16 protein-coding genes are annotated in these 16,542 nt (G+C 71.1%); 7 read left to right on the top strand and 9 right to left on the bottom strand.

The window, feature by feature from the left end; all coding sequences use genetic code 11:
* Positions 1-7 precede the first annotated feature (7 nt).
* Positions 8-880: a 1,4-dihydroxy-2-naphthoate polyprenyltransferase gene (locus QGN30_RS05725; protein ID WP_038537691.1), complete on the top strand. Its 873-nt coding sequence runs from the start codon at positions 8-10 to the stop codon at positions 878-880.
* Between the two features lie 82 nt (positions 881-962).
* On the top strand, positions 963-1,970 hold the full coding sequence (locus QGN30_RS05720; protein WP_248923247.1) for a beta-ketoacyl-ACP synthase III: 1,008 nt from the start codon (positions 963-965) through the stop codon (positions 1,968-1,970).
* Positions 1,971-1,974: 4 nt separating this feature from the next.
* On the opposite strand, the gene QGN30_RS05715 is transcribed toward QGN30_RS05720, so the two are convergent.
* Positions 1,975-2,346, bottom strand: a complete 372-nt coding sequence (locus tag QGN30_RS05715) for a DUF4229 domain-containing protein (protein WP_008261083.1) — start codon at positions 2,344-2,346, stop codon at positions 1,975-1,977.
* Between the two features lie 46 nt (positions 2,347-2,392).
* Between QGN30_RS05715 and QGN30_RS05710 the strand changes: the two genes are divergently transcribed.
* Complete coding sequence (locus QGN30_RS05710; RefSeq protein ID WP_008261085.1) at positions 2,393-2,554, top strand: hypothetical protein; 162 nt, start codon at positions 2,393-2,395, stop codon at positions 2,552-2,554.
* A gap of 21 nt (positions 2,555-2,575) precedes the next feature.
* Here QGN30_RS05710 and QGN30_RS05705 read toward each other — a convergent pair whose 3' ends face one another.
* The 8 genes from QGN30_RS05705 to QGN30_RS05670 all read right to left on the bottom strand — a co-directional run bounded on the left by QGN30_RS05705 (position 2,576) and on the right by QGN30_RS05670 (position 10,319).
* A complete protein-coding gene (locus tag QGN30_RS05705; protein WP_008261087.1) occupies positions 2,576-3,883 on the bottom strand; it encodes a MinD/ParA family ATP-binding protein in 1,308 nt (435 codons plus the stop codon).
* Between the two features lie 72 nt (positions 3,884-3,955).
* Entirely contained in the window at positions 3,956-4,933 is a 978-nt protein-coding gene (gene ccsB, locus QGN30_RS05700) for a c-type cytochrome biogenesis protein CcsB (RefSeq protein WP_008261089.1), read from the bottom strand.
* A complete protein-coding gene (gene resB, locus QGN30_RS05695; protein WP_038537698.1) occupies positions 4,930-6,525 on the bottom strand; it encodes a cytochrome c biogenesis protein ResB in 1,596 nt (531 codons plus the stop codon). The genes ccsB and resB overlap by 4 nt, the downstream gene beginning before the upstream one ends.
* A gap of 47 nt (positions 6,526-6,572) precedes the next feature.
* On the bottom strand, positions 6,573-7,352 hold the full coding sequence (locus QGN30_RS05690) for a cytochrome c biogenesis CcdA family protein (protein WP_008261093.1): 780 nt from the start codon (positions 7,350-7,352) through the stop codon (positions 6,573-6,575).
* Positions 7,349-7,933, bottom strand: a complete 585-nt coding sequence (locus QGN30_RS05685; RefSeq protein WP_009952542.1) for a TlpA disulfide reductase family protein — start codon at positions 7,931-7,933, stop codon at positions 7,349-7,351. Before QGN30_RS05685 ends, QGN30_RS05690 begins: the two co-directional genes overlap by 4 nt.
* Positions 7,934-7,950: 17 nt before the next feature.
* Entirely contained in the window at positions 7,951-8,559 is a 609-nt protein-coding gene (locus tag QGN30_RS05680) for a histidine phosphatase family protein (RefSeq protein WP_009952541.1), read from the bottom strand.
* Positions 8,559-9,908 (bottom strand): glutamate-1-semialdehyde 2,1-aminomutase, encoded by a 1,350-nt coding sequence (gene hemL / locus QGN30_RS05675; protein ID WP_009952540.1) that lies wholly within the window; start codon positions 9,906-9,908, stop codon positions 8,559-8,561. Before hemL ends, QGN30_RS05680 begins: the two co-directional genes overlap by 1 nt.
* Before the next feature lie 69 nt (positions 9,909-9,977).
* Positions 9,978-10,319: a hypothetical protein gene (locus QGN30_RS05670; protein ID WP_008261101.1), complete on the bottom strand. Its 342-nt coding sequence runs from the start codon at positions 10,317-10,319 to the stop codon at positions 9,978-9,980.
* Positions 10,320-10,392: 73 nt separating this feature from the next.
* Between QGN30_RS05670 and QGN30_RS05665 the strand changes: the two genes are divergently transcribed.
* The 4 genes from QGN30_RS05665 (at position 10,393) to car (ending at position 16,533) form a co-directional block, all read left to right on the top strand.
* A complete protein-coding gene (locus QGN30_RS05665; RefSeq protein WP_008261103.1) occupies positions 10,393-10,788 on the top strand; it encodes a nitroreductase family deazaflavin-dependent oxidoreductase in 396 nt (131 codons plus the stop codon).
* An 11-nt stretch (positions 10,789-10,799) separates the two neighbouring features.
* Positions 10,800-11,981 (top strand): mandelate racemase/muconate lactonizing enzyme family protein, encoded by a 1,182-nt coding sequence (locus tag QGN30_RS05660; protein ID WP_248923248.1) that lies wholly within the window; start codon positions 10,800-10,802, stop codon positions 11,979-11,981.
* Positions 11,978-12,895, top strand: coding sequence for a ketopantoate reductase family protein (locus QGN30_RS05655; protein ID WP_038537703.1), 918 nt, complete (start codon positions 11,978-11,980; stop codon positions 12,893-12,895). The genes QGN30_RS05660 and QGN30_RS05655 overlap by 4 nt, the downstream gene beginning before the upstream one ends.
* Before the next feature lie 71 nt (positions 12,896-12,966).
* Entirely contained in the window at positions 12,967-16,533 is a 3,567-nt protein-coding gene (gene car, locus QGN30_RS05650; RefSeq protein ID WP_042792115.1) for a carboxylic acid reductase, read from the top strand.
* Positions 16,534-16,542: the final 9 nt, after the last annotated feature.

Here is a 16,542-nt window from a genome sequence, read left to right as displayed (position 1 = left end):
TGGCGTTGTGGCCAATCTCAGGCAGTGGGTTTCGGGTGCGCGGCCGCGGACGTTGCCCAACGCGGTGGCGCCGGTCGTCGCCGGCACCGGCGCCGCGGCCTGGCTGGGATCCGCGGTGTGGTGGAAGGCGCTGCTGGCGCTGGCCGTCGCCCTCGCGCTGACCGTCGGCGTCAACTACGCCAACGACTACTCCGACGGCATCCGCGGCACCGACGACGACCGGGCCGGTCCGGTGCGCCTGGTCGGCTCGCGGCTGGCGGCCCCGCGGGCGGTGCTGGGCGCCGCGGTCGCGAGCCTGACGATCGGGGCGCTCGCCGGGGTGGTGCTGGCGCTGTTCAGCGCGCCGTGGCTGATCGCGGTGGGCGCGGCCTGCATCGCCGGGGCGTGGCTGTACACCGGCGGCTCGAAACCCTACGGCTACGCCGGTTTTGGCGAGGTCGCGGTGTTCCTGTTCTTCGGGCTGGTCGCCGTGCTCGGCACCCAGTACACGCAGGCGTTGCGGGTGGACTGGGTGGGGCTGCTGCTGGCGGTGTCGGTCGGGGCGCTGTCGTCGTCGGTGCTGGTGGCCAACAACCTGCGTGACATCCCCACCGACGCGCGGTCGGGGAAGATCACCCTCGCGGTGCGGTTGGGCGACGCCCGCACCCGCGTCCTGTATCAGGCGCTGCTGGGCACCGCCGGTGTGCTGACCCTGGCGCTGATGGTGGCCACCCCGTGGTGTGCCGCCGGACTGGTGGCCACGCCCCTGGCCCTGCGCGCCATGGCCCCGGTGCGATCGGGCCGCGGCGGCCCGGAGCTGATCCCGGTGCTGCGCGACACCGGGCTGGCGATGGTGGTGTGGGCGATCGCGGTGGCGGCGGCGCTGACGATAGGTACCTAGAGTGCGAGCAGAGGCAAAGGCCCCCGAAAACGGCGCTGGTGGGGTACTTTTGCGTCTGCCCCGGGGATAGCGAAGGACCGCAATGAAGCAGATTTCCGCGACCAGCGGGCCCACCAACATCGGCTTGCTCAGCGTCGGGTCATACCGCCCCGAACGCGTGGTGACCAACGACGAGCTCTGCGAAAACATCGACTCCTCCGACGAGTGGATCTATTCGCGCACCGGGATCAAGACGCGCCGGTTCGCCGCACGCGACGAATCCGCCGCCTCGATGGCGACCGAGGCCGGGCGGGAGGCGATCGCCAAGGCCTCCCTCGAGGCCTCCGACATCGACTGCGTCATCGTGGCCACCAGCACCCACCTCCTGCAGACCCCCGCGTGCGCCCCCGCGGTCGCGGCGGCGCTGGGCGCCACCGGCGTGCCCGCCTTCGACATCTCGGCGGGCTGCGCCGGGTTCGGGTACGCGCTGGGCGTCGCGGCCGACATGATCCGCGGCGGGACCGCCGCCAGGGTGCTGGTCCTGGGCTCGGAGAAGCTGTCCCCCACGATCGACATGCAAGACCGCAGCAACTGCTTCATCTTCGCCGACGGCGCGGCCGGCGTGGTGGTGGGCGAGACGCCCACGCAGGGCATCGGGCCGACCGTCTGGGGCAGTGACGGCAACCAGGCCAGCGCCATCCGCCAGGACATCGACTGGCTCGACTACCTGGAGAATCCCACCGGCCCGCGCCCCTTCCTGCGGCTCGAGGGCAGCGCGGTCTTCCGCTGGGCGGCTTTCGAGATGGGCAAGGTCGGCCAGCAGGCCATGGACGCGGCGGGGATCCGGCCCGAAGAGATCGACGTCTTCGTGCCGCACCAGGCCAACAGCCGAATCAACGAGATTCTGGCCAAGAGCCTCGAGTTGCGGCCGGACGCGGTGATCGCCAACGACATCGAGCACACCGGCAACACCTCGGCGGCGTCCATCCCGTTGGCCATGGCCGAGGTGCTGGCGACCGGGGCGGCCAAGGCCGGCGACCTGGCCCTGCTGATCGGTTACGGCGCCGGCCTGAGCTATGCCGCCCAGGTCGTCCGGCTGCCCAACGGCTGAGCCCTCACCCGTCCTCGCGCGTCTCGTCGGGCGGGGCGTCCCCGTGCAGCCGGGCCTGCAGCAGCTCGCGCTCCCGTCGGCGCCGTTCGCCGGCGATCGCCAGCGCCGCGGTGGCGCGCCGGCGCAGCGGCCCGAACACCCAGATGCCCAGCGGCATCGCGATGATCAGCGCGAACAGCGCGGCCACCACGAGGGGGAACTGCGTGATGCCCGCCAACCGCGCGACGCCATAGATCACGGCGGTGAGCACGACCGCCAGCAGCAACCGCGCCGCCATGTATGCCAAAACGGGGACGACGACGTGGTTTTCGGCGCTCTCGCCGCCAGCGCCGTTTCCCGGGCCCCCGATGGTGTTGTCGCTACCTTCGTGTGACACAGCCAAAGCCTACGGCGCGGGTATATTCGCCCGAAGGAGGTGTTGTGTGGTCTACCTGCTGCTCGTCGTGATTTTGGGAACGCTGATCTACGTCGGCTGGCGTGCCGCGCGATCCCAGGTCCACCGACCGAAGACGCGCGTCATCGGACCCGACGACGATCCGGATTTCCTGCGGCGGCTGGGCCACGGCGATAACAACCCGCGCTAGCCAGCTGGATAGCGACCGCCGCTAGCCCAGGACTCCCGGGTTGCGCTGGTCGCCGGGGAATCCGTCGGCGACGATGGCGGCCAGCTCGGTGAGCGCTTCGCGGGTGGGCCGCCGCAGCCGCTCCAGGTCGATCTCGGCGCCCTCCTCCAGGTGCGGGTCGAACGGCACCAGCTGGACCGCGCGGCAGCGCCGGGAGAAGTGCTCGATCACCTTGTTCATGTCGACCTTGCCGGGGCGCGGGCGCACCCCGTTGATGACCGCGATCGAATTGCGGACCAGGTCTTCGTGGCCGTGGGCGTCCAGCCAGTCCAGCGTGGCCGACGCGCTGCGCGCGCCGTCGATGGAGGCCGAGCTGACCACGACCAGGGCGTCGGCCCTGTCCAGCACCGACTTCATCACCGAGTGCAGCAGGCCGGGTCCGCAGTCGGTGAGCACCAGGCCGTAGAACCGCTCCAGGATGTCCAGGATCCGCCCGTAGTCCTCGGCGCTGAAGGCCTCCGAGATCGCGGGGTCGGTCTCCGAGGCGAGCACCTCCAGGCCGCTGGGACCCTTCGAGGTGTAGCGGCGCACGTCGCTGTAGCGCTCGATGGTTCCGGCGTCGTGCAGCAGCTGACGCACGGTCGCGGCGGTCTCCAGCGGGATCTTCTGGCTCAGCGTGCCGCGGTCGGGGTTGGCGTCCACGGCCACCACGCGGTCGCCGCGAATGGAGGCGAAGGTGGCGCCCAGCGTCGCCGCGATCGTCGTCTTGCCGACACCGCCCTTCAGCGACAGGAACGCCACCCGGTACGAGCCGCGCAACGGCCGGTTCACCTGGGCGACCAGGTTGTTGTAGCGGCTGGCCCGGGGGCTTTCGCCCAGGTTGATCAGCCCGCCGGACATCTTGTACAGCAGCAGCCGCCACCCGTCGGACGGCGGCGGCTGGACCGGCCGCAGCAACATGCCGGTGGACAGCTCCGGATACGGCGTGTGCGGGAGGTGCTCGGGGCGCTGCGGCGCCCCCTGCATCTGGGTGGGCGGGGCGTCCGGCCCGGCGTAATAGGCGCCGTAGGCGGTCGGGTCGACGCGCGGGATGCCGGTGACCGGGGTGGAGTCCCACGGCGGCATGGCGCCGGGCCGCGGCGCGGTGGGCGGGGCCGCCTGCTGGTGTTCGGGGGTGGGGACGCGGCGCTCGGTGCGGAATCCGGCGAAGGCGCGAGTCGGGGCGTCCCCGCCCGACTCCGGTTGCGGTTCGCCCGCGTCCTGCTGGGCGGGCGCCGATGACGTCTGTGGGGGAATTTGCGTGGTCGGTTGTTCGGGCGCCCCCACGCCCGCCGTTGGATGCTCGGACACTGCATTCCCCCTTGTTGTGCGCTTGTCGTGCGCTATTCCGTTGTGTGCGTTATTCGGGGCGGTTGTTCGCTCTCACCCGACGCCCGCATACGAATGCAGGCCGACAGTCACCAGATTAACGAAGAACAAATTGAAGACCATCGCCACAAAGCCCGCGACGTTGATCCACGCGGCTTTGCGGTCCCGCCATCCGGCGGTCGACCTGGCGTGCAGGTAGGCGGCGTATATCACCCACGCGACGAAGGACACGGTCTCTTTGGGGTCCCAGCCCCAATACCTGCCCCAGGCCTCTTCGGCCCAGATGGCCCCGAAGATGACCCCGAACCCGAAGACCGGAAACGCGAAGATCGTCGTGCGGTAGGCGATGCGGTCCAGGGTTTCCGCGTCCGGGAAGCGCCGCACCAGCCGGGCCGCGGCGCTGTCGGTATCGGGATCCCCCAGCCGCGAGGTGCGCAGCAGGAACAGGATGCTGGCGATCCCGGCGACCAGGAACACCCCGGATCCCAGGCTGACGACGGACACGTGGATGGGCAGCCAGTAGGACTGCAACGCGGGCATCACGGGCGCGGCGTTGGTGTAGAGCCAGCGTCCCGACACCGTGAGCAGGATCAGCACCGGCAGCAGCAGAAAGACCCACAGGGGACGGTATTGGGGGCGGCGCAGCACGACGGCCCCGGCGATCAACCCGCACAGGCAGGTCAGGTTGATGAATTCGTACATGTTGCCCCACGGCACCCGCACCGTGGCCAGGCCGCGCAGCACCAGGCAGGCAAACAGCAGGCCGATGCCCAGGTACACCACGGACAACCCGGCCCGCCCGACGCGCTCGTCGAGCGGGCGCTGGTCCGGCTGTTCGACCACCCCGGGGGTGGCGGAGTCGGCGCTCACCGCGCCGGCCAGCACCCGGGCGCGCTGGTCCGCGCGGCGCCCGCCGGCGTACGCCAGCTCGAAGGCCAGCAGCAGCAGCGCGATGACCAGCGCGACGACGGCCGACGTAAACGCCCAGTCGGAGTAGCGCGCCAGCTCGACGTTGACGTGCAGCGTGTTCATGTGACGTCCACCTGAGAACTCCTTTGGGACGCGGGGGGCGTCTCGGCGCGGCCGGCCCCGCCCAATCCGTCCAGCAACCGCTCGGTCAATCGCTCGAACTCGTCGCCCCACCCGGAGTTGTCGGTGCGCGCCAGCCCGCCCAGCTCGACGTTCACCGTACCGGGTGCCCCGCCGGCGTCGGGCGTCAGACGGACCCACACGCGGCGGCGGCGCACCAGCAGCGACACCACCAGACCGCCCATCATCGTGATCGCGAAGACGAGCACCCAGGTCTGGCCGGGGTCGTGGGAGACCTGGAGGTTGACGAACGGCACGGCGCCGACGAAGCGGATCACGGTGCCGGCGGCCGGCCCCTGGTCGATCCGGACCGCCTGGCCCGCGCGCAGGTTGACCCGCTTCTCCTTGGTCAGCCGGCCCTGCTCGATCAGCCGGGGATCGAGGGTGAACAGCGACTGGGGCAGCCCGGTGTCCAGGCCGGTGTCGCCGCGGTAGATGTCGACGGCCACCGCGGGGGCGTTCAGGGCCGGGAACCGCGACGACAGCAGCGTGCCGTCCAGCTGCTCGGTCGGCGCGAGCAGGCCCTGGATCGCGATCTGGTGCGCGCGGCGCTCCGCCGGGGTGGGATAGGTGCCGGCCGGCGGGTCGATGCGGGCCACGCCCGAGGAGAGCAGGGTCTGCGGATTGTCGGGTCGCCACTGCACGGTCGACGTGCGGACCTGCCCGTCCGGGAACGTGACGCTGAAGGTGGGCGCGTAGCCGTGCCCCTGCAGGTACACCCGGTCACCGCCGAGCCGCAGCGGGTGGTTGACCTCGAGCCGGTAATGGCGCCAGGTGTTGGCGGTCAGGTCCTCGCCGGACTGGTAGGCGATGTTCGCCGCGAACGAGGTGGCCTGCCCGGACGGCAGGTAGTGCGCCGCGAAGTCGTCGACCCGGATGCACAGCGGGTGCAACGAGGTGCCGTCAACGGTGTTGCCGGCTCGGAACGAGTCGAACGCGGCCGGCGACGCGGAACAGAAGCCGGGGCCGCCGTCGGCGATGACGATCACGTTGCCCTCGTAGCCGAACAGCTTGCCGACGGCCACCGCGACCAGCAGGCCCAGCAGCGAGAAGTGGAAGACGATGTTGCCGAATTCGCGGAGGTAGCCCTTTTCCGCGGACACCTCCACGACGTCGGAAGCCGCGCCGTCTTCGTGGCGGATGGCGGTGCGCCAGCCGCGCAGCCGGTCGGTGATCGCGTTGGCCAGGGTGTTGAGCTCTTCGGCGCCGGCCCGGATCTGGTGGCTGGCGTGCTTGGGCAGCCGGGCCAGGTTGCGCGGGGCGGCGACCGGGGTGGACCGCAGGCTGCGGACGTGCTCGATCATCCGTGGGGTGAGGCAGCCGACCAGGGACACGAACAGCAGCACGTAGATGGCGGTGAACCAGAAGCTGGAGAACACGTTGAACGCCTGCAGCCGGTCCAGCCAGGGCCCGATCACGGGGTGGGCCTTGAGGTAGTCGTCGACCTTGCCGGCGTTGAGGTTGCGCTGCGGCAGCAGGGCGCCGGGGATGGCGCCGAGCGCGAGCAGGAACAGCAGCACCAGCGCGGTGCCCATCGAGGTCAGCGCGCGCCACGTGTTGCGCCCCCACGCGAGGAGTTGCCTCAAATCGGGAGCCTCACGTCGGACACGAACGCGTCGCGCAGCCAGGAGACGAAGTCGTTCCACACCCCGGTGACCAGCAGGGCGCCGACGGTGATGAGCAGCACGCCGCCGAACACCTGGATGGCCCGGGTGTGCCGGCGCAGCCAGCCCAGGCCCGCCACCGCGCCCGCCGAGCCGAATGCCAACAGCACGAACGGGATCCCCAGCCCCAGGCAGTACGCGATCACCAGCACGATGCCGCGCGCCACGCTGGCGCCGTCGGTGGCCGAGGCGACGGTGATCACGCCGGCCAGCGTCGGCCCCAGGCACGGCGTCCAGCCCAGCGCGAACACCGCGCCCAGCACCGGCGCCCCGGCGACCGTCGTCAGCTGCCGCGGGCTGAACCGCGCCTGGCGCTGCAGGGCCGGGATGAGCCCGACGAACACCAGGCCCATCACGATGGTCAGCACGCCGCCGGCCCGCTGCAGCAACAGCTGGTTGGTGATCAGCGTGGTCGTCATGCCCAGGACGGCGACGGTGCCCAGGATGAACACCGCGGTGAACCCGGCGACGAACAGCGCCGCCGATCCCGCGACCCGCCAGCGCGCGCCCGGCGGGGCTTTCACGGCGCCGGGGGGCGGTTGTTCGTCCACGCCGACGACGGCGGCCAGGTACGACAGGTAGCCGGGCACCAGTGGCACCACGCAGGGCGAGGCGAACGACACCAGCCCGGCCAACAGGCACGCGCCGAGCGCCACCAAAAGCGGTCCGGCGGCGGCGATCTGGGTGAAACCGGTCACTCGTGGGCCAATCGTTGCACCACCGGCTGCAGGTCGCCCGCCAGCATCTCGCGCAGGAAGACCGCCGCGACGCGGTGCTGACGGTCCAGGACCAGCGTGGAGGGGATCACGGTGGTGGGGTACTTGCCGCCGAACGCGATCAGCGTGCGCATGGCCGGGTCGTAGATCGACGGGAACGTGACGTGGCGGTCGTTGACGAAGTCCAGTGCCGCCTGCCGGTTGTTGTCGCGGACGTCGATGCCGAGAAACGACACCCCGGCGCCGCGGGTGGCGTCATACACCTGCTGCAGCTGGGTGACCTCGGCGCGGCACGGCCCGCACCACTGCCCCCAGATGTTGATGACCACCACCCGGCCGGCGAAGATCGGATCGTCCAGCGACAGCGTGTGCGCGGGGTCGGCCAGGTCGGGGCCCGCCAGGGGGCCGGGGCGGCCACGGCTGGACGGCGGGTCGTAGGAGATGTCGGTCTTGCCGCCGGGCGAGACGAACTCGAAGGTGCCGCCCTGGGCGACCGCGTCGTGGCCCGAGGAACAGCCGGCGAGCAAGCCGGAAACCAGGGTCGCCAGCGCGGCCCCGGTCATCGCTAGCCCTCGTATGTTCAAGGGGCCGCCGGCTCGGAGTACTCGACGCCGGCCAGTCGGTCGCCGTCGTAGACCAGGGTGGTCACCGACGCGAGGCCGCATTGCCGCCGCCGCGGGTCGTGCCACAGCCGCTGACCGGTCAGGTGCAGGCGCAGCGTCCACACCGGCAGTTGGTGGCTGACGCACACCACCTCGTGGCCGGCGCCGCGGGCGCGGGCCTTGTCCACCGCCGTCTCCATCCGGGCCGCGATCTCGGTGTAGGGCTCCCCCCACGACGGCCGGAACGGGTTGCGCAGCTGCCACCACACCCGGGGGTCGCGCCAGGCGCCGTCGCCGGGGCTGACGCGCCGGCCCTGGAAGAAGTTGGCGGATTCGATGAGGTCCGGGTCGGTGTCGATGGGGAGGCCGTGCTTGGCGGCGATGGGCGCGGCGGTTTCCTGGGCGCGTTGCAGGGGCGAGGCGATCACCGCGACGATGTCGCGGTGATCGAGGGCGTCGGCCACCGCGGCCGCCTGCGCCCGGCCCGCCTCGGACAGGTGAAACCCGGGCAGCCGCCCGTAGAGGACGCCGCTCGGGTTGTACACCTCGCCGTGCCGCACGACGTGCACCCGGGTCTGCTCGGCCATCAGGACTTCCCCTCCTCGGCTTCGGCGGCGGCCCGCGCGGCGCCCGGCAGCGCCTCGGCGATGCGGTCGAAGGCGTCGTCGTCGAGCGCGGTCGAGACGAACCACGCCTCGAAGGCGCTACAGGGCGGGTAGATGCCCGCGTCCAGCAGCGCGTGAAAGAACGGTGGATAACGCCAGGTCTGGCTGGCGCGCGCGGAGCCGAAGTCCGTGATCGGAGTGTCGGAGAAGAACACGCTGAGCATGTTGCCGGCCCGCGGAATCTGGTGCGCCACACCGGCATTCGTCAACGCGTCGGAAAAGAGCCCGGCCAGGCGGTCGGCGTTGGCGTCCAGGGTCGTGTAGGCGGCGGCATCGGCGTTGCGCAGTGTCGCCAGCCCGGCGGCCATCGCGACCGGGTTTCCCGACAGCGTGCCGGCCTGATACACCGGGCCCAGCGGCGCCAGCCGCTCCATCACCTCGGCCCGCCCCCCGAAGGCGGCGGCCGGCAACCCGCCGCTCATCACCTTGCCGAAGGTGAACAGGTCGGCGTCGACGGGATCGATTCCGTACCAACCGCTTCGGCTGACACGGAAGCCCGTCATCACCTCGTCGATGATCAGCAGCGCGCCGTGTTCGGCGGTGATGGTCCGCAGTGCCGCGTTGTAGCCGGGCGCGGGGGGAACCACCCCCATGTTGCCGGGACTGGCTTCGGTGATCACCGCGGCGATCTGGTCGCCGAACCGGGCGAAGGTCTCGCGCACGGCCTCGATGTCGTTGTAGGGCAACACGATGGTGTCGGCCGCCGTCGCCCCGGTGACGCCCGGTGAGGACGGCAGACCCAGCGTCGCCACCCCGGAGCCCGCGTCGGCGAGCAGCGCGTCGACATGGCCGTGGTAGCAGCCGGAGAACTTGATGACCTTGGCCCGGCCGGTGAAGCCGCGGGCCAGCCGCACCGCGCTCATGGTGGCCTCGGTGCCGGAGTTGACCAGGCGGACCCGGTCGACCGGTGCCACCCGCCCGATCATCTCGGCGGCCAGCTCGCTCTCCGCAGGCGTGGGCGCCCCGAACGACAGGCCCGAGGCGGCGGCCTTCGCGACGGCGTCGACCACGGCGGGGTGGGCGTGGCCCAGGATCATCGGGCCCCACGAGCAGACCAGGTCCACGTAGCGGTTGCCGTCGGCGTCGGTCAGCCAGCAGCCGCGCGCCTGCGTGATGAACGGCGGCGTCCCGCCGACCGCGGTGAATGCTCGAACGGGAGAGTTCACGCCGCCCGGAATGACGGCGCAGGCGTCCTCGAACAGCCGCGCCGAGGCCGCCGTGGCCCGAGGGGCTCCGGTGGCGTGCGCGGTCGCCCGATCACTGCTTCCCATGACGACTAGTGTCCCAGCCTTCGCGGCCCGTCCAACTACAGGGTGTAGCAGGGCAGGCCGGTCGGCCGGTCAGGCCCCTTGCCGTTCGGCTTCCTGCGCCTTTTGATAGTCGTGGCGCGCGGCGTCGCGTTCCTTTTCCGCCGCGCGCTGGTGCGCGGCGACATCGCCGAGGCGCTGGGCGACCGCGCGCTCATGGACTTCGGCGGCCCGCTCGTGCGCGACGGCGGCGTCGTAGTGGCGCTGCACTCCGCGGCGGTGAGCCTCCTCGTCGCGCTCGTGGGACGCCTCGGCGCGCTCGGCGGCGCGGCGCGCGTCGTCCACGGTGACGGCCTTGCCCGCGGCGAGTTCCTCCCCCCGGCGCACCAGCTCCTCCGCGCGCCGGGCGGCCTCGTTACCTGCCGCCTGCCCCATGAGACGACATTAGACCCGTGGCCCCACAAAGATCGGGTTGTCCTGGCCGGGGACCTGCGAGTTGGATGGGAGGATGCAACTCCCCCAAGGACTTGCCCGGTTCAACCGTCACGTCACCAACCCGATCCAGCGGATGTGGGCCGGTTGGCTCCCGTCCTTCGGGATCCTGGAGCACGTGGGGCGGCGCTCGGGCAAGCCGTACCGCACACCAGTGAACGTGTTTCGCACCGAGGTCGACGGCAAACCCGGGGTGGCGATCCTGCTGACGTATGGCCCCGACCGGGATTGGCTGAAGAACCTGACCGCGGCGGGCGGCGGGCGCCTACGCACCCGGGGCAAAACCGTGGGTGTCGCCGATCCGCGCGTGGTCTCCAAGGCCGAGGCGGCGGCGCACGTGTCCCGCGGCGTGCGACGGGTTTTCGCCAGGCTGCCGTTCGAGCAGGCGGTATTGCTCACCCTGACGTCCTGAACGCGCGGGTGATGCGGATCGCGGCGATCGTCGAGCGGGCGGTCGGCCTCGAGGGCGGTCGACGCGGCGGGCCCGCCAACGCGGTGGTCAACTTCTCCGGTCACACCGTCTCGTTGGTCGCGGTGATCACCGACGTGATCCGGGGCGGGCGGCCCGTGGCGGGTGTGGCGTTCAACTCGATCGGGCGGTTTGCGCAGAGCGGGATCCTGCGCGACCGGATGATCCCGCGGGTGTTGGCCGCCTCCCCCGATGGGCTGCTGGATGCGTCCGGGTTCCTCGATCCGGCCGCGGTCGTGGCGTGCGCGCTGGCCGACGAGAAACCCGGCGGTCATGGGGACCGGGCGGCCGCGGTGGGAGCGCTGGAACTGGCGTGCTGGGACCTCAACGCCAAGCTGCGCGACGAGCCCGCGTGCGTGACGATCGCCCGCCACGCCGGGCGGGATCCCGCGCCGGCGGTGCCGGTGTATGCCGCCGGCGGCTACTACTACGCCGAGGGCGGCGTCGAGAGGCTGCGCCGCGAAATGCGCGGGTACCTCGACCTCGGCTATGACGCGGTCAAGATGAAGATCGGCGGCGCCGCGCTGGGCGAGGACCTGACGCGGATCGAGGCCGTCGTCGACGCCGTCGGCGACGCGGGACGGGTCGCGGTCGACGCGAACGGCCGCTTCGACCGCGCACAGGCCACCCGCTGGGCGGACGCGCTGGCCCCCTACGGCCTGCGCTGGTACGAGGAGCCGGGTGATCCCCTCGATTACGCGCTGCACCGCGCGGTGACGGACCGCTACGACGGCGCGGTGGCCACCGGCGAAAATCTGTTCTCGGTGCCGGACGTCACAAACCTGGTTCGCTACGGGGGCATGCGGCCGAATCGTGATGTCTTCCAAATGGATCCGGGGCTGAGCTACGGGCTGGGCGAGTACATGCGGATGCTCGACGTCCTGGAGGCTCATGGTTTCGATCGCCGGTTCGCGTTTCCGCACGGCGGGCACCTGATCAACCTGCACGTCGCCGCCGGGCTCGGCCTGGGCGGGTGTGAGGCTTACCCGGGAGTGTTCGCGCCGTTCGGCGGCTATTCCGACGCCTGCGTGGTCTCGGGCGGCCGGATCGCGCCGACGGACGCAGCCGGGTTCGGCCTCGAGGAGAAGGCCGGCCTGGCCGAACTGATCGCGGAGCTGACCGGAGGGTGCGGATGAAGATCGCGGTAATCGGTTGCGGGGCAATGGGTTCCATTTACGCCGCCCGACTGGCGACCGCTGGTAACGACGTGCTGGCCATCGACCGCCACCAGCCCAGCATCGAACGGATCAGCCGCGACGGCCTGCGGGTCACCGGCCCGGGCTACGACCGGGTGGTGCCGCTGCGGGCCAGCACCACCGCGCCGGACGAGCCGATGGATCTGATCGTGCTGGCGGTCAAGGCGGCCGACGTGACAGTCGGTGCGCGCCAAGCCCTTCCGATGCTGGGGCCGGCCACACCGGTGCTGACCATCCAGAACGGTTTGGGATCGGCGGAGACGGTCGCCGGCATCGTCGGCGCCGAGCGCGTCGCCGTCGGCATCGCCAGCGGGTTCGGGGCGTCGCGGGTGGCCCCCGGCCATGTGCATCACAACGCCATGCGGGCGATGCGCTTCGGCGCCCACTCGTCGCTGCCGCACGCGACGGTCGAAACGATCGCGCGGGCCTGGACCGACGCCGGATTCGACGCCGCCGCGGTCACCGACATCGCCGCCATGCAATGGGAGAAGCTCATCTGCAACGCCGCCTACAGCGCGCCGTGCGCGCTGACCGGCATGACCGTCGGCCAGGTGATGGACGACCCGGAGATGGCTCCGGTCAGCCGGGCCGCCGCCACCGAGGCGTGGACCGTCGCCCGCGCGTCCGGCATCGCGGTGGCCGTCACCGACCCCGTCGCCCACGCGCGCGCTTTCGGCGCGCAGATGCCCGACGCCAAACCGTCGGCGCTGCTGGACCACGAGGCCCGCCGCGTCAGCGAGATCGACGTCATCAACGGCGCGGTGCCGCGCCAGGGCGCACGGGTCGGCGTCGCGGCGCCGGTGAACGCGACGCTGACCGCCTTGATCAAAGCGATCGAACGGCAGTGGGGCTGACCGGGCTCCGCTAGAACGGGCCAGGACGGGTATACGGCACCGGCACGCGCCGCGATGAGAGGAAGCCGCCGATGACCGACACCGTCACCGACTCGGGCCGCGAGCAGCGCCTGACCGAGCGCGTCGAACAGCTGTACGCCAACGACCCGCAGTTTCGGGCCGCCGCGCCGTCGCCGGAGGTGACCGAGGCCGCGCACCGCGCGGGACTGCGGCTGGCCGAGGTCGTCGACATCTACCTGAGCGGTTATGCCGATCGGCCCGCCCTCGGCCAGCGCGCCTGCGAGGTGGCGCGCGATCCGGCGACCGGGCGCGCGGCGACGTCCCTGCTGTCGGGGTTCGAGACCATCACCTACCGCGAGCTGGGTGACCGGGTCGCGGCGCTGGCCGCCGCGTGGCGCTCCGGCCTGCCCGGCGGGTTGCGCCCCGGCGACTTCGTCGGCGTCCTGGGCTTCACCAGCATCGACTACGTCGTGCACTACCTGGCGTGCATCCGGCTGGGCGCGGTGTTCGTGCCGCTGCAGACCAGTTCGACGGCGGCCCAACTCGCCCCGATCGTCGCCGAGACGTCGCCGCGCATCCTGGCCGTGAGCGTCGAGTCCCTCGGCACCGCGGTCGATGTCGTCCTCGAGGCACCGTCGGTCCAGCGCCTGGTGGTGTTCGATTACACCAGCGACGACGACGAACAGCGCGGCCGCTACGACGACGCCCGCGCGCGCCTGCGCGACGCCGGGCACGGCGCCGAGATGGTGGCGCTCGCCGCCGAGCTCGCGTCCGGTCGCGAGCGCCCGGCGCCGGAGGCCCACGTTCCGGGCCAGGGCGAAAACCCGCTGGCCACACTGATTTACACCTCCGGCAGCACCGGCACCCCCAAGGGGGCGATGTACACCGCCGACATGATGACCCGGATCTGGCAGCGCCCGCACAGCCCCTCGGTGGACATCGGCCGGGTGGTCCCGGCCATCCACCTGCAGTACATGCCGCTGTCGCACGTGTACGGGCTGGAATGGCTGATCGCCACCCTGTCCTCCGGCGGCATCGGCTACTTCGCCGCCAAGAGCGACATGTCCACCCTGTTCGACGACATCGGCTTGGTCCGGCCCACCGCGTTGAACCTCGTCCCCCGGGTGTGCGACATGTTCTTTCGCCGCTACCGCAAGGAGCTCGACCAACGGGCCGGCGACGGCCTCACCGCCGAACAGCGCGACGAGGCGGTGAAAGCCGAACTGCGGCAAGACTTCATCGGCGGGCGGGTCGTCTCGGCGATGTGCGGCAGCGCGCCGCTGTCCAAGCAGATGCACGCCTTCATGGAGTCGCTGCTCGACGTCACCGTGGCCGACGGCTACGGCGCGACCGAGACCGGCGGCGGCATCATGCGCAGCGGCCGGATCAGGCGCCCGCCCGTCACCGACTACAAACTCGTCGACGTCCCCGAGCTGGGCTACCTCACCACCGACAAGCCCTACCCGCGCGGCGAGCTACACCTGAAGGCCAGCAACGTGATTCCCGGATACTTCAAGCACCCGGAGCTGTCGGCGCAGATCTTCGACGACGAGGGGTTCTACAAGACCGGCGACATCATGGCCGAGCTGGGGCCCGACCACCTGATGTATCTGGACCGCAGCAACAACGTCATCAAACTCTCGCAGGGTGAATTCGTCGCCGTCTCCCAGCTGGAGGCCACCTTCTCCACCAGCCCCTACATCCGCCAGATCTTCCTGTACGGCAGCAGCGAGCAACCGTTCCTGCTCGCGGTGATCGTGCCGAACGTCGACGCCGTCGGCGGCGGCGACGCGCGCGCCCTGATCGCGGAGTCGCTGCAGCAGATCGCCGCCGACTCCCACCTGCACCCGTACGAGGTCCCGCGCGACTTCCTGCTGGAGCCGCAGCGTTTCACCCGGGACAACGGCCTGCTGTCCGGGGTGGGCAAGCTGCTGCGTCCGGCCCTCAAGGCGCGCTACGGCGAGCGCCTCGACGCCATGTACGACGAGATCGAGGCCAGCCACGGCAACCAGCTCGACGAGCTGCGCTCCGCGAGCCGCGAGCTGCCCACCATCGACACGGTGCGGCGGGCGGCCGCCGCAACCCTGGGCCTGCCGGCGGACGCCGCGCTGCGCGGCGACGCGAAGTTCATTGAGCTGGGCGGTGATTCGCTGTCGGCGTTCTCCTTCGCCACGCTCCTGTCGGAGATCTTCCACATCGACGTGCCCGTGCAGACCATCGTCAGCCCCACCGCGACCCTGGCCACCGTCGCGAACTACGTTGACGGCGAACGGACTTCGGAATCGACGCGGCCGACGTTCGCCTCGGTGCACGGCCGGGGCGCCACCGTCGCCCGCGCCGCGGATCTGACGCTGGCCAAGTTCATCGACGACGACACGTTGGCCGCCGCGCCCCACCTGCCGGCGCCGACCGGCGCCATCAACACCGTGCTGCTGACCGGGGCCAACGGCTACCTCGGCCGCTTTCTGTGCCTGGATTGGCTGGAGCGCCTGGCCCCCACGGGCGGCACGGTGATCTGCCTGGCCCGCGGGGCGGACCCGACCGCCGGGCGTCAGCGCATCGAGGCGGCCATCGACAGCGGCGACGCCGAATTGTCGCGGCGTTTCCGCCAATTGGCCGACAAACATCTTCAGGTGCTCGTCGGTGACGTGGGCGCCGCCAATCTCGGGCTGGACACGTCCACCTACCAGCGCCTGGCGCGATCGGTGGACCTCGTCGTGCATTCGGCCGCCCTGGTCAACCACGTGCTGCCGTACAGCCAGCTGTTCGGCCCGAACGTGGTGGGCACGGCCGAGATCGTCAAGCTGGCGATCAGTGAGCGCCTCAAGCCGATCAACTACATCTCCACCGTGGCCGTGACGACGCTGCCGGATGGCAGCTTCATCGGCGAGGACGCCGACGTGCGTTCGGCCAGCCCCTCGCGCTCCCTCGACGAGTCGTATGCCAGCGGGTACGCGACCAGCAAGTGGGCCGGCGAGGTGCTGCTGCGCGAGGCCCACGACCTGTGCGGCGTGCCGGTCGCGGTCTTCCGGTCCGACATGATCCTGGCGCACAGCGATTTCGCCGGTCAGCTCAACGTGCCGGACATGTTCACTCGGCTGATCTTGAGCCTGGTGGCGACCGGGATCGCGCCGCGATCCTTCTATCAACTCGACGCGTCCGGCAACCGGCAGCGCGCCCATTACGACGGGCTACCAGCCGATTTCACCGCCGAGGCCATCACCACGTTGGGCGCGCGCACCCGGCAGGGTTACCACACCTACAACGTGCTCAACACCCATGACGACGGGGTTTCGTTGGACACCTTCGTGGACTGGCTCATCGCCGACGGGCACGAGATCGAACGGGTCGACGACTACGACGAGTGGCTGGCCAGATTCACCGCGGCGATGAAGTCGCTGCCGGACAACCAACGGAAGAGTTCCCTGCTGCCGCTGATGAGCGCCTACGCCAAGCCGGGCCAGCCGACGCACGGCACCGGCATGCCCGCCGAAAAGTTCCGCGCGGCAGTGCAATCCGCGGGGATCGGCGCCACCCGGGATGTCCCGCACGTCACGCAGGCGTTGATCGACAAATACGTCGCCGATCTGCAGCGGCTGGGATTGTTGCGCACCCGTGCCGGAGCGCACGCGGGATGAGGGACCGCG

The sequence above is a fragment of the Mycobacterium sp. 3-98 genome (genome assembly GCF_035918355.1).
GTDB classification, from domain to species: Bacteria; Actinomycetota; Actinomycetes; order Mycobacteriales; family Mycobacteriaceae; genus Mycobacterium; species Mycobacterium intracellulare.
Note: the sequence above shows the minus strand (reverse complement) of the source record. Positions and strands in the feature narration are given on the sequence as shown.

What these genes read in the sequence shown, in the direction of transcription:
- QGN30_RS05665 (WP_008261103.1), top strand. Translation starts at nt 10,393, where the DNA reads ATGCAACTCCCCCAAGGACTTGCCCGGTTCAACCGTCACGTCACCAAC.
- ccsB (WP_008261089.1), bottom strand. Translation starts at nt 4,933, where the DNA reads ATGAACACGCTGCACGTCAACGTCGAGCTGGCGCGCTACTCCGACTGG.
- QGN30_RS05655 (WP_038537703.1), top strand. Translation starts at nt 11,978, where the DNA reads ATGAAGATCGCGGTAATCGGTTGCGGGGCAATGGGTTCCATTTACGCC.
- QGN30_RS05685 (WP_009952542.1), bottom strand. Translation starts at nt 7,933, where the DNA reads ATGACCGGGGCCGCGCTGGCGACCCTGGTTTCCGGCTTGCTCGCCGGC.
- car (WP_042792115.1), top strand. Translation starts at nt 12,967, where the DNA reads ATGACCGACACCGTCACCGACTCGGGCCGCGAGCAGCGCCTGACCGAG.
- hemL (WP_009952540.1), bottom strand. Translation starts at nt 9,908, where the DNA reads ATGGGAAGCAGTGATCGGGCGACCGCGCACGCCACCGGAGCCCCTCGG.
- QGN30_RS05660 (WP_248923248.1), top strand. Translation starts at nt 10,800, where the DNA reads ATGCGGATCGCGGCGATCGTCGAGCGGGCGGTCGGCCTCGAGGGCGGT.
- QGN30_RS05680 (WP_009952541.1), bottom strand. Translation starts at nt 8,559, where the DNA reads ATGGCCGAGCAGACCCGGGTGCACGTCGTGCGGCACGGCGAGGTGTAC.
- QGN30_RS05670 (WP_008261101.1), bottom strand. Translation starts at nt 10,319, where the DNA reads ATGGGGCAGGCGGCAGGTAACGAGGCCGCCCGGCGCGCGGAGGAGCTG.
- resB (WP_038537698.1), bottom strand. Translation starts at nt 6,525, where the DNA reads ATGGGCACCGCGCTGGTGCTGCTGTTCCTGCTCGCGCTCGGCGCCATC.
- QGN30_RS05720 (WP_248923247.1), top strand. Translation starts at nt 963, where the DNA reads ATGAAGCAGATTTCCGCGACCAGCGGGCCCACCAACATCGGCTTGCTC.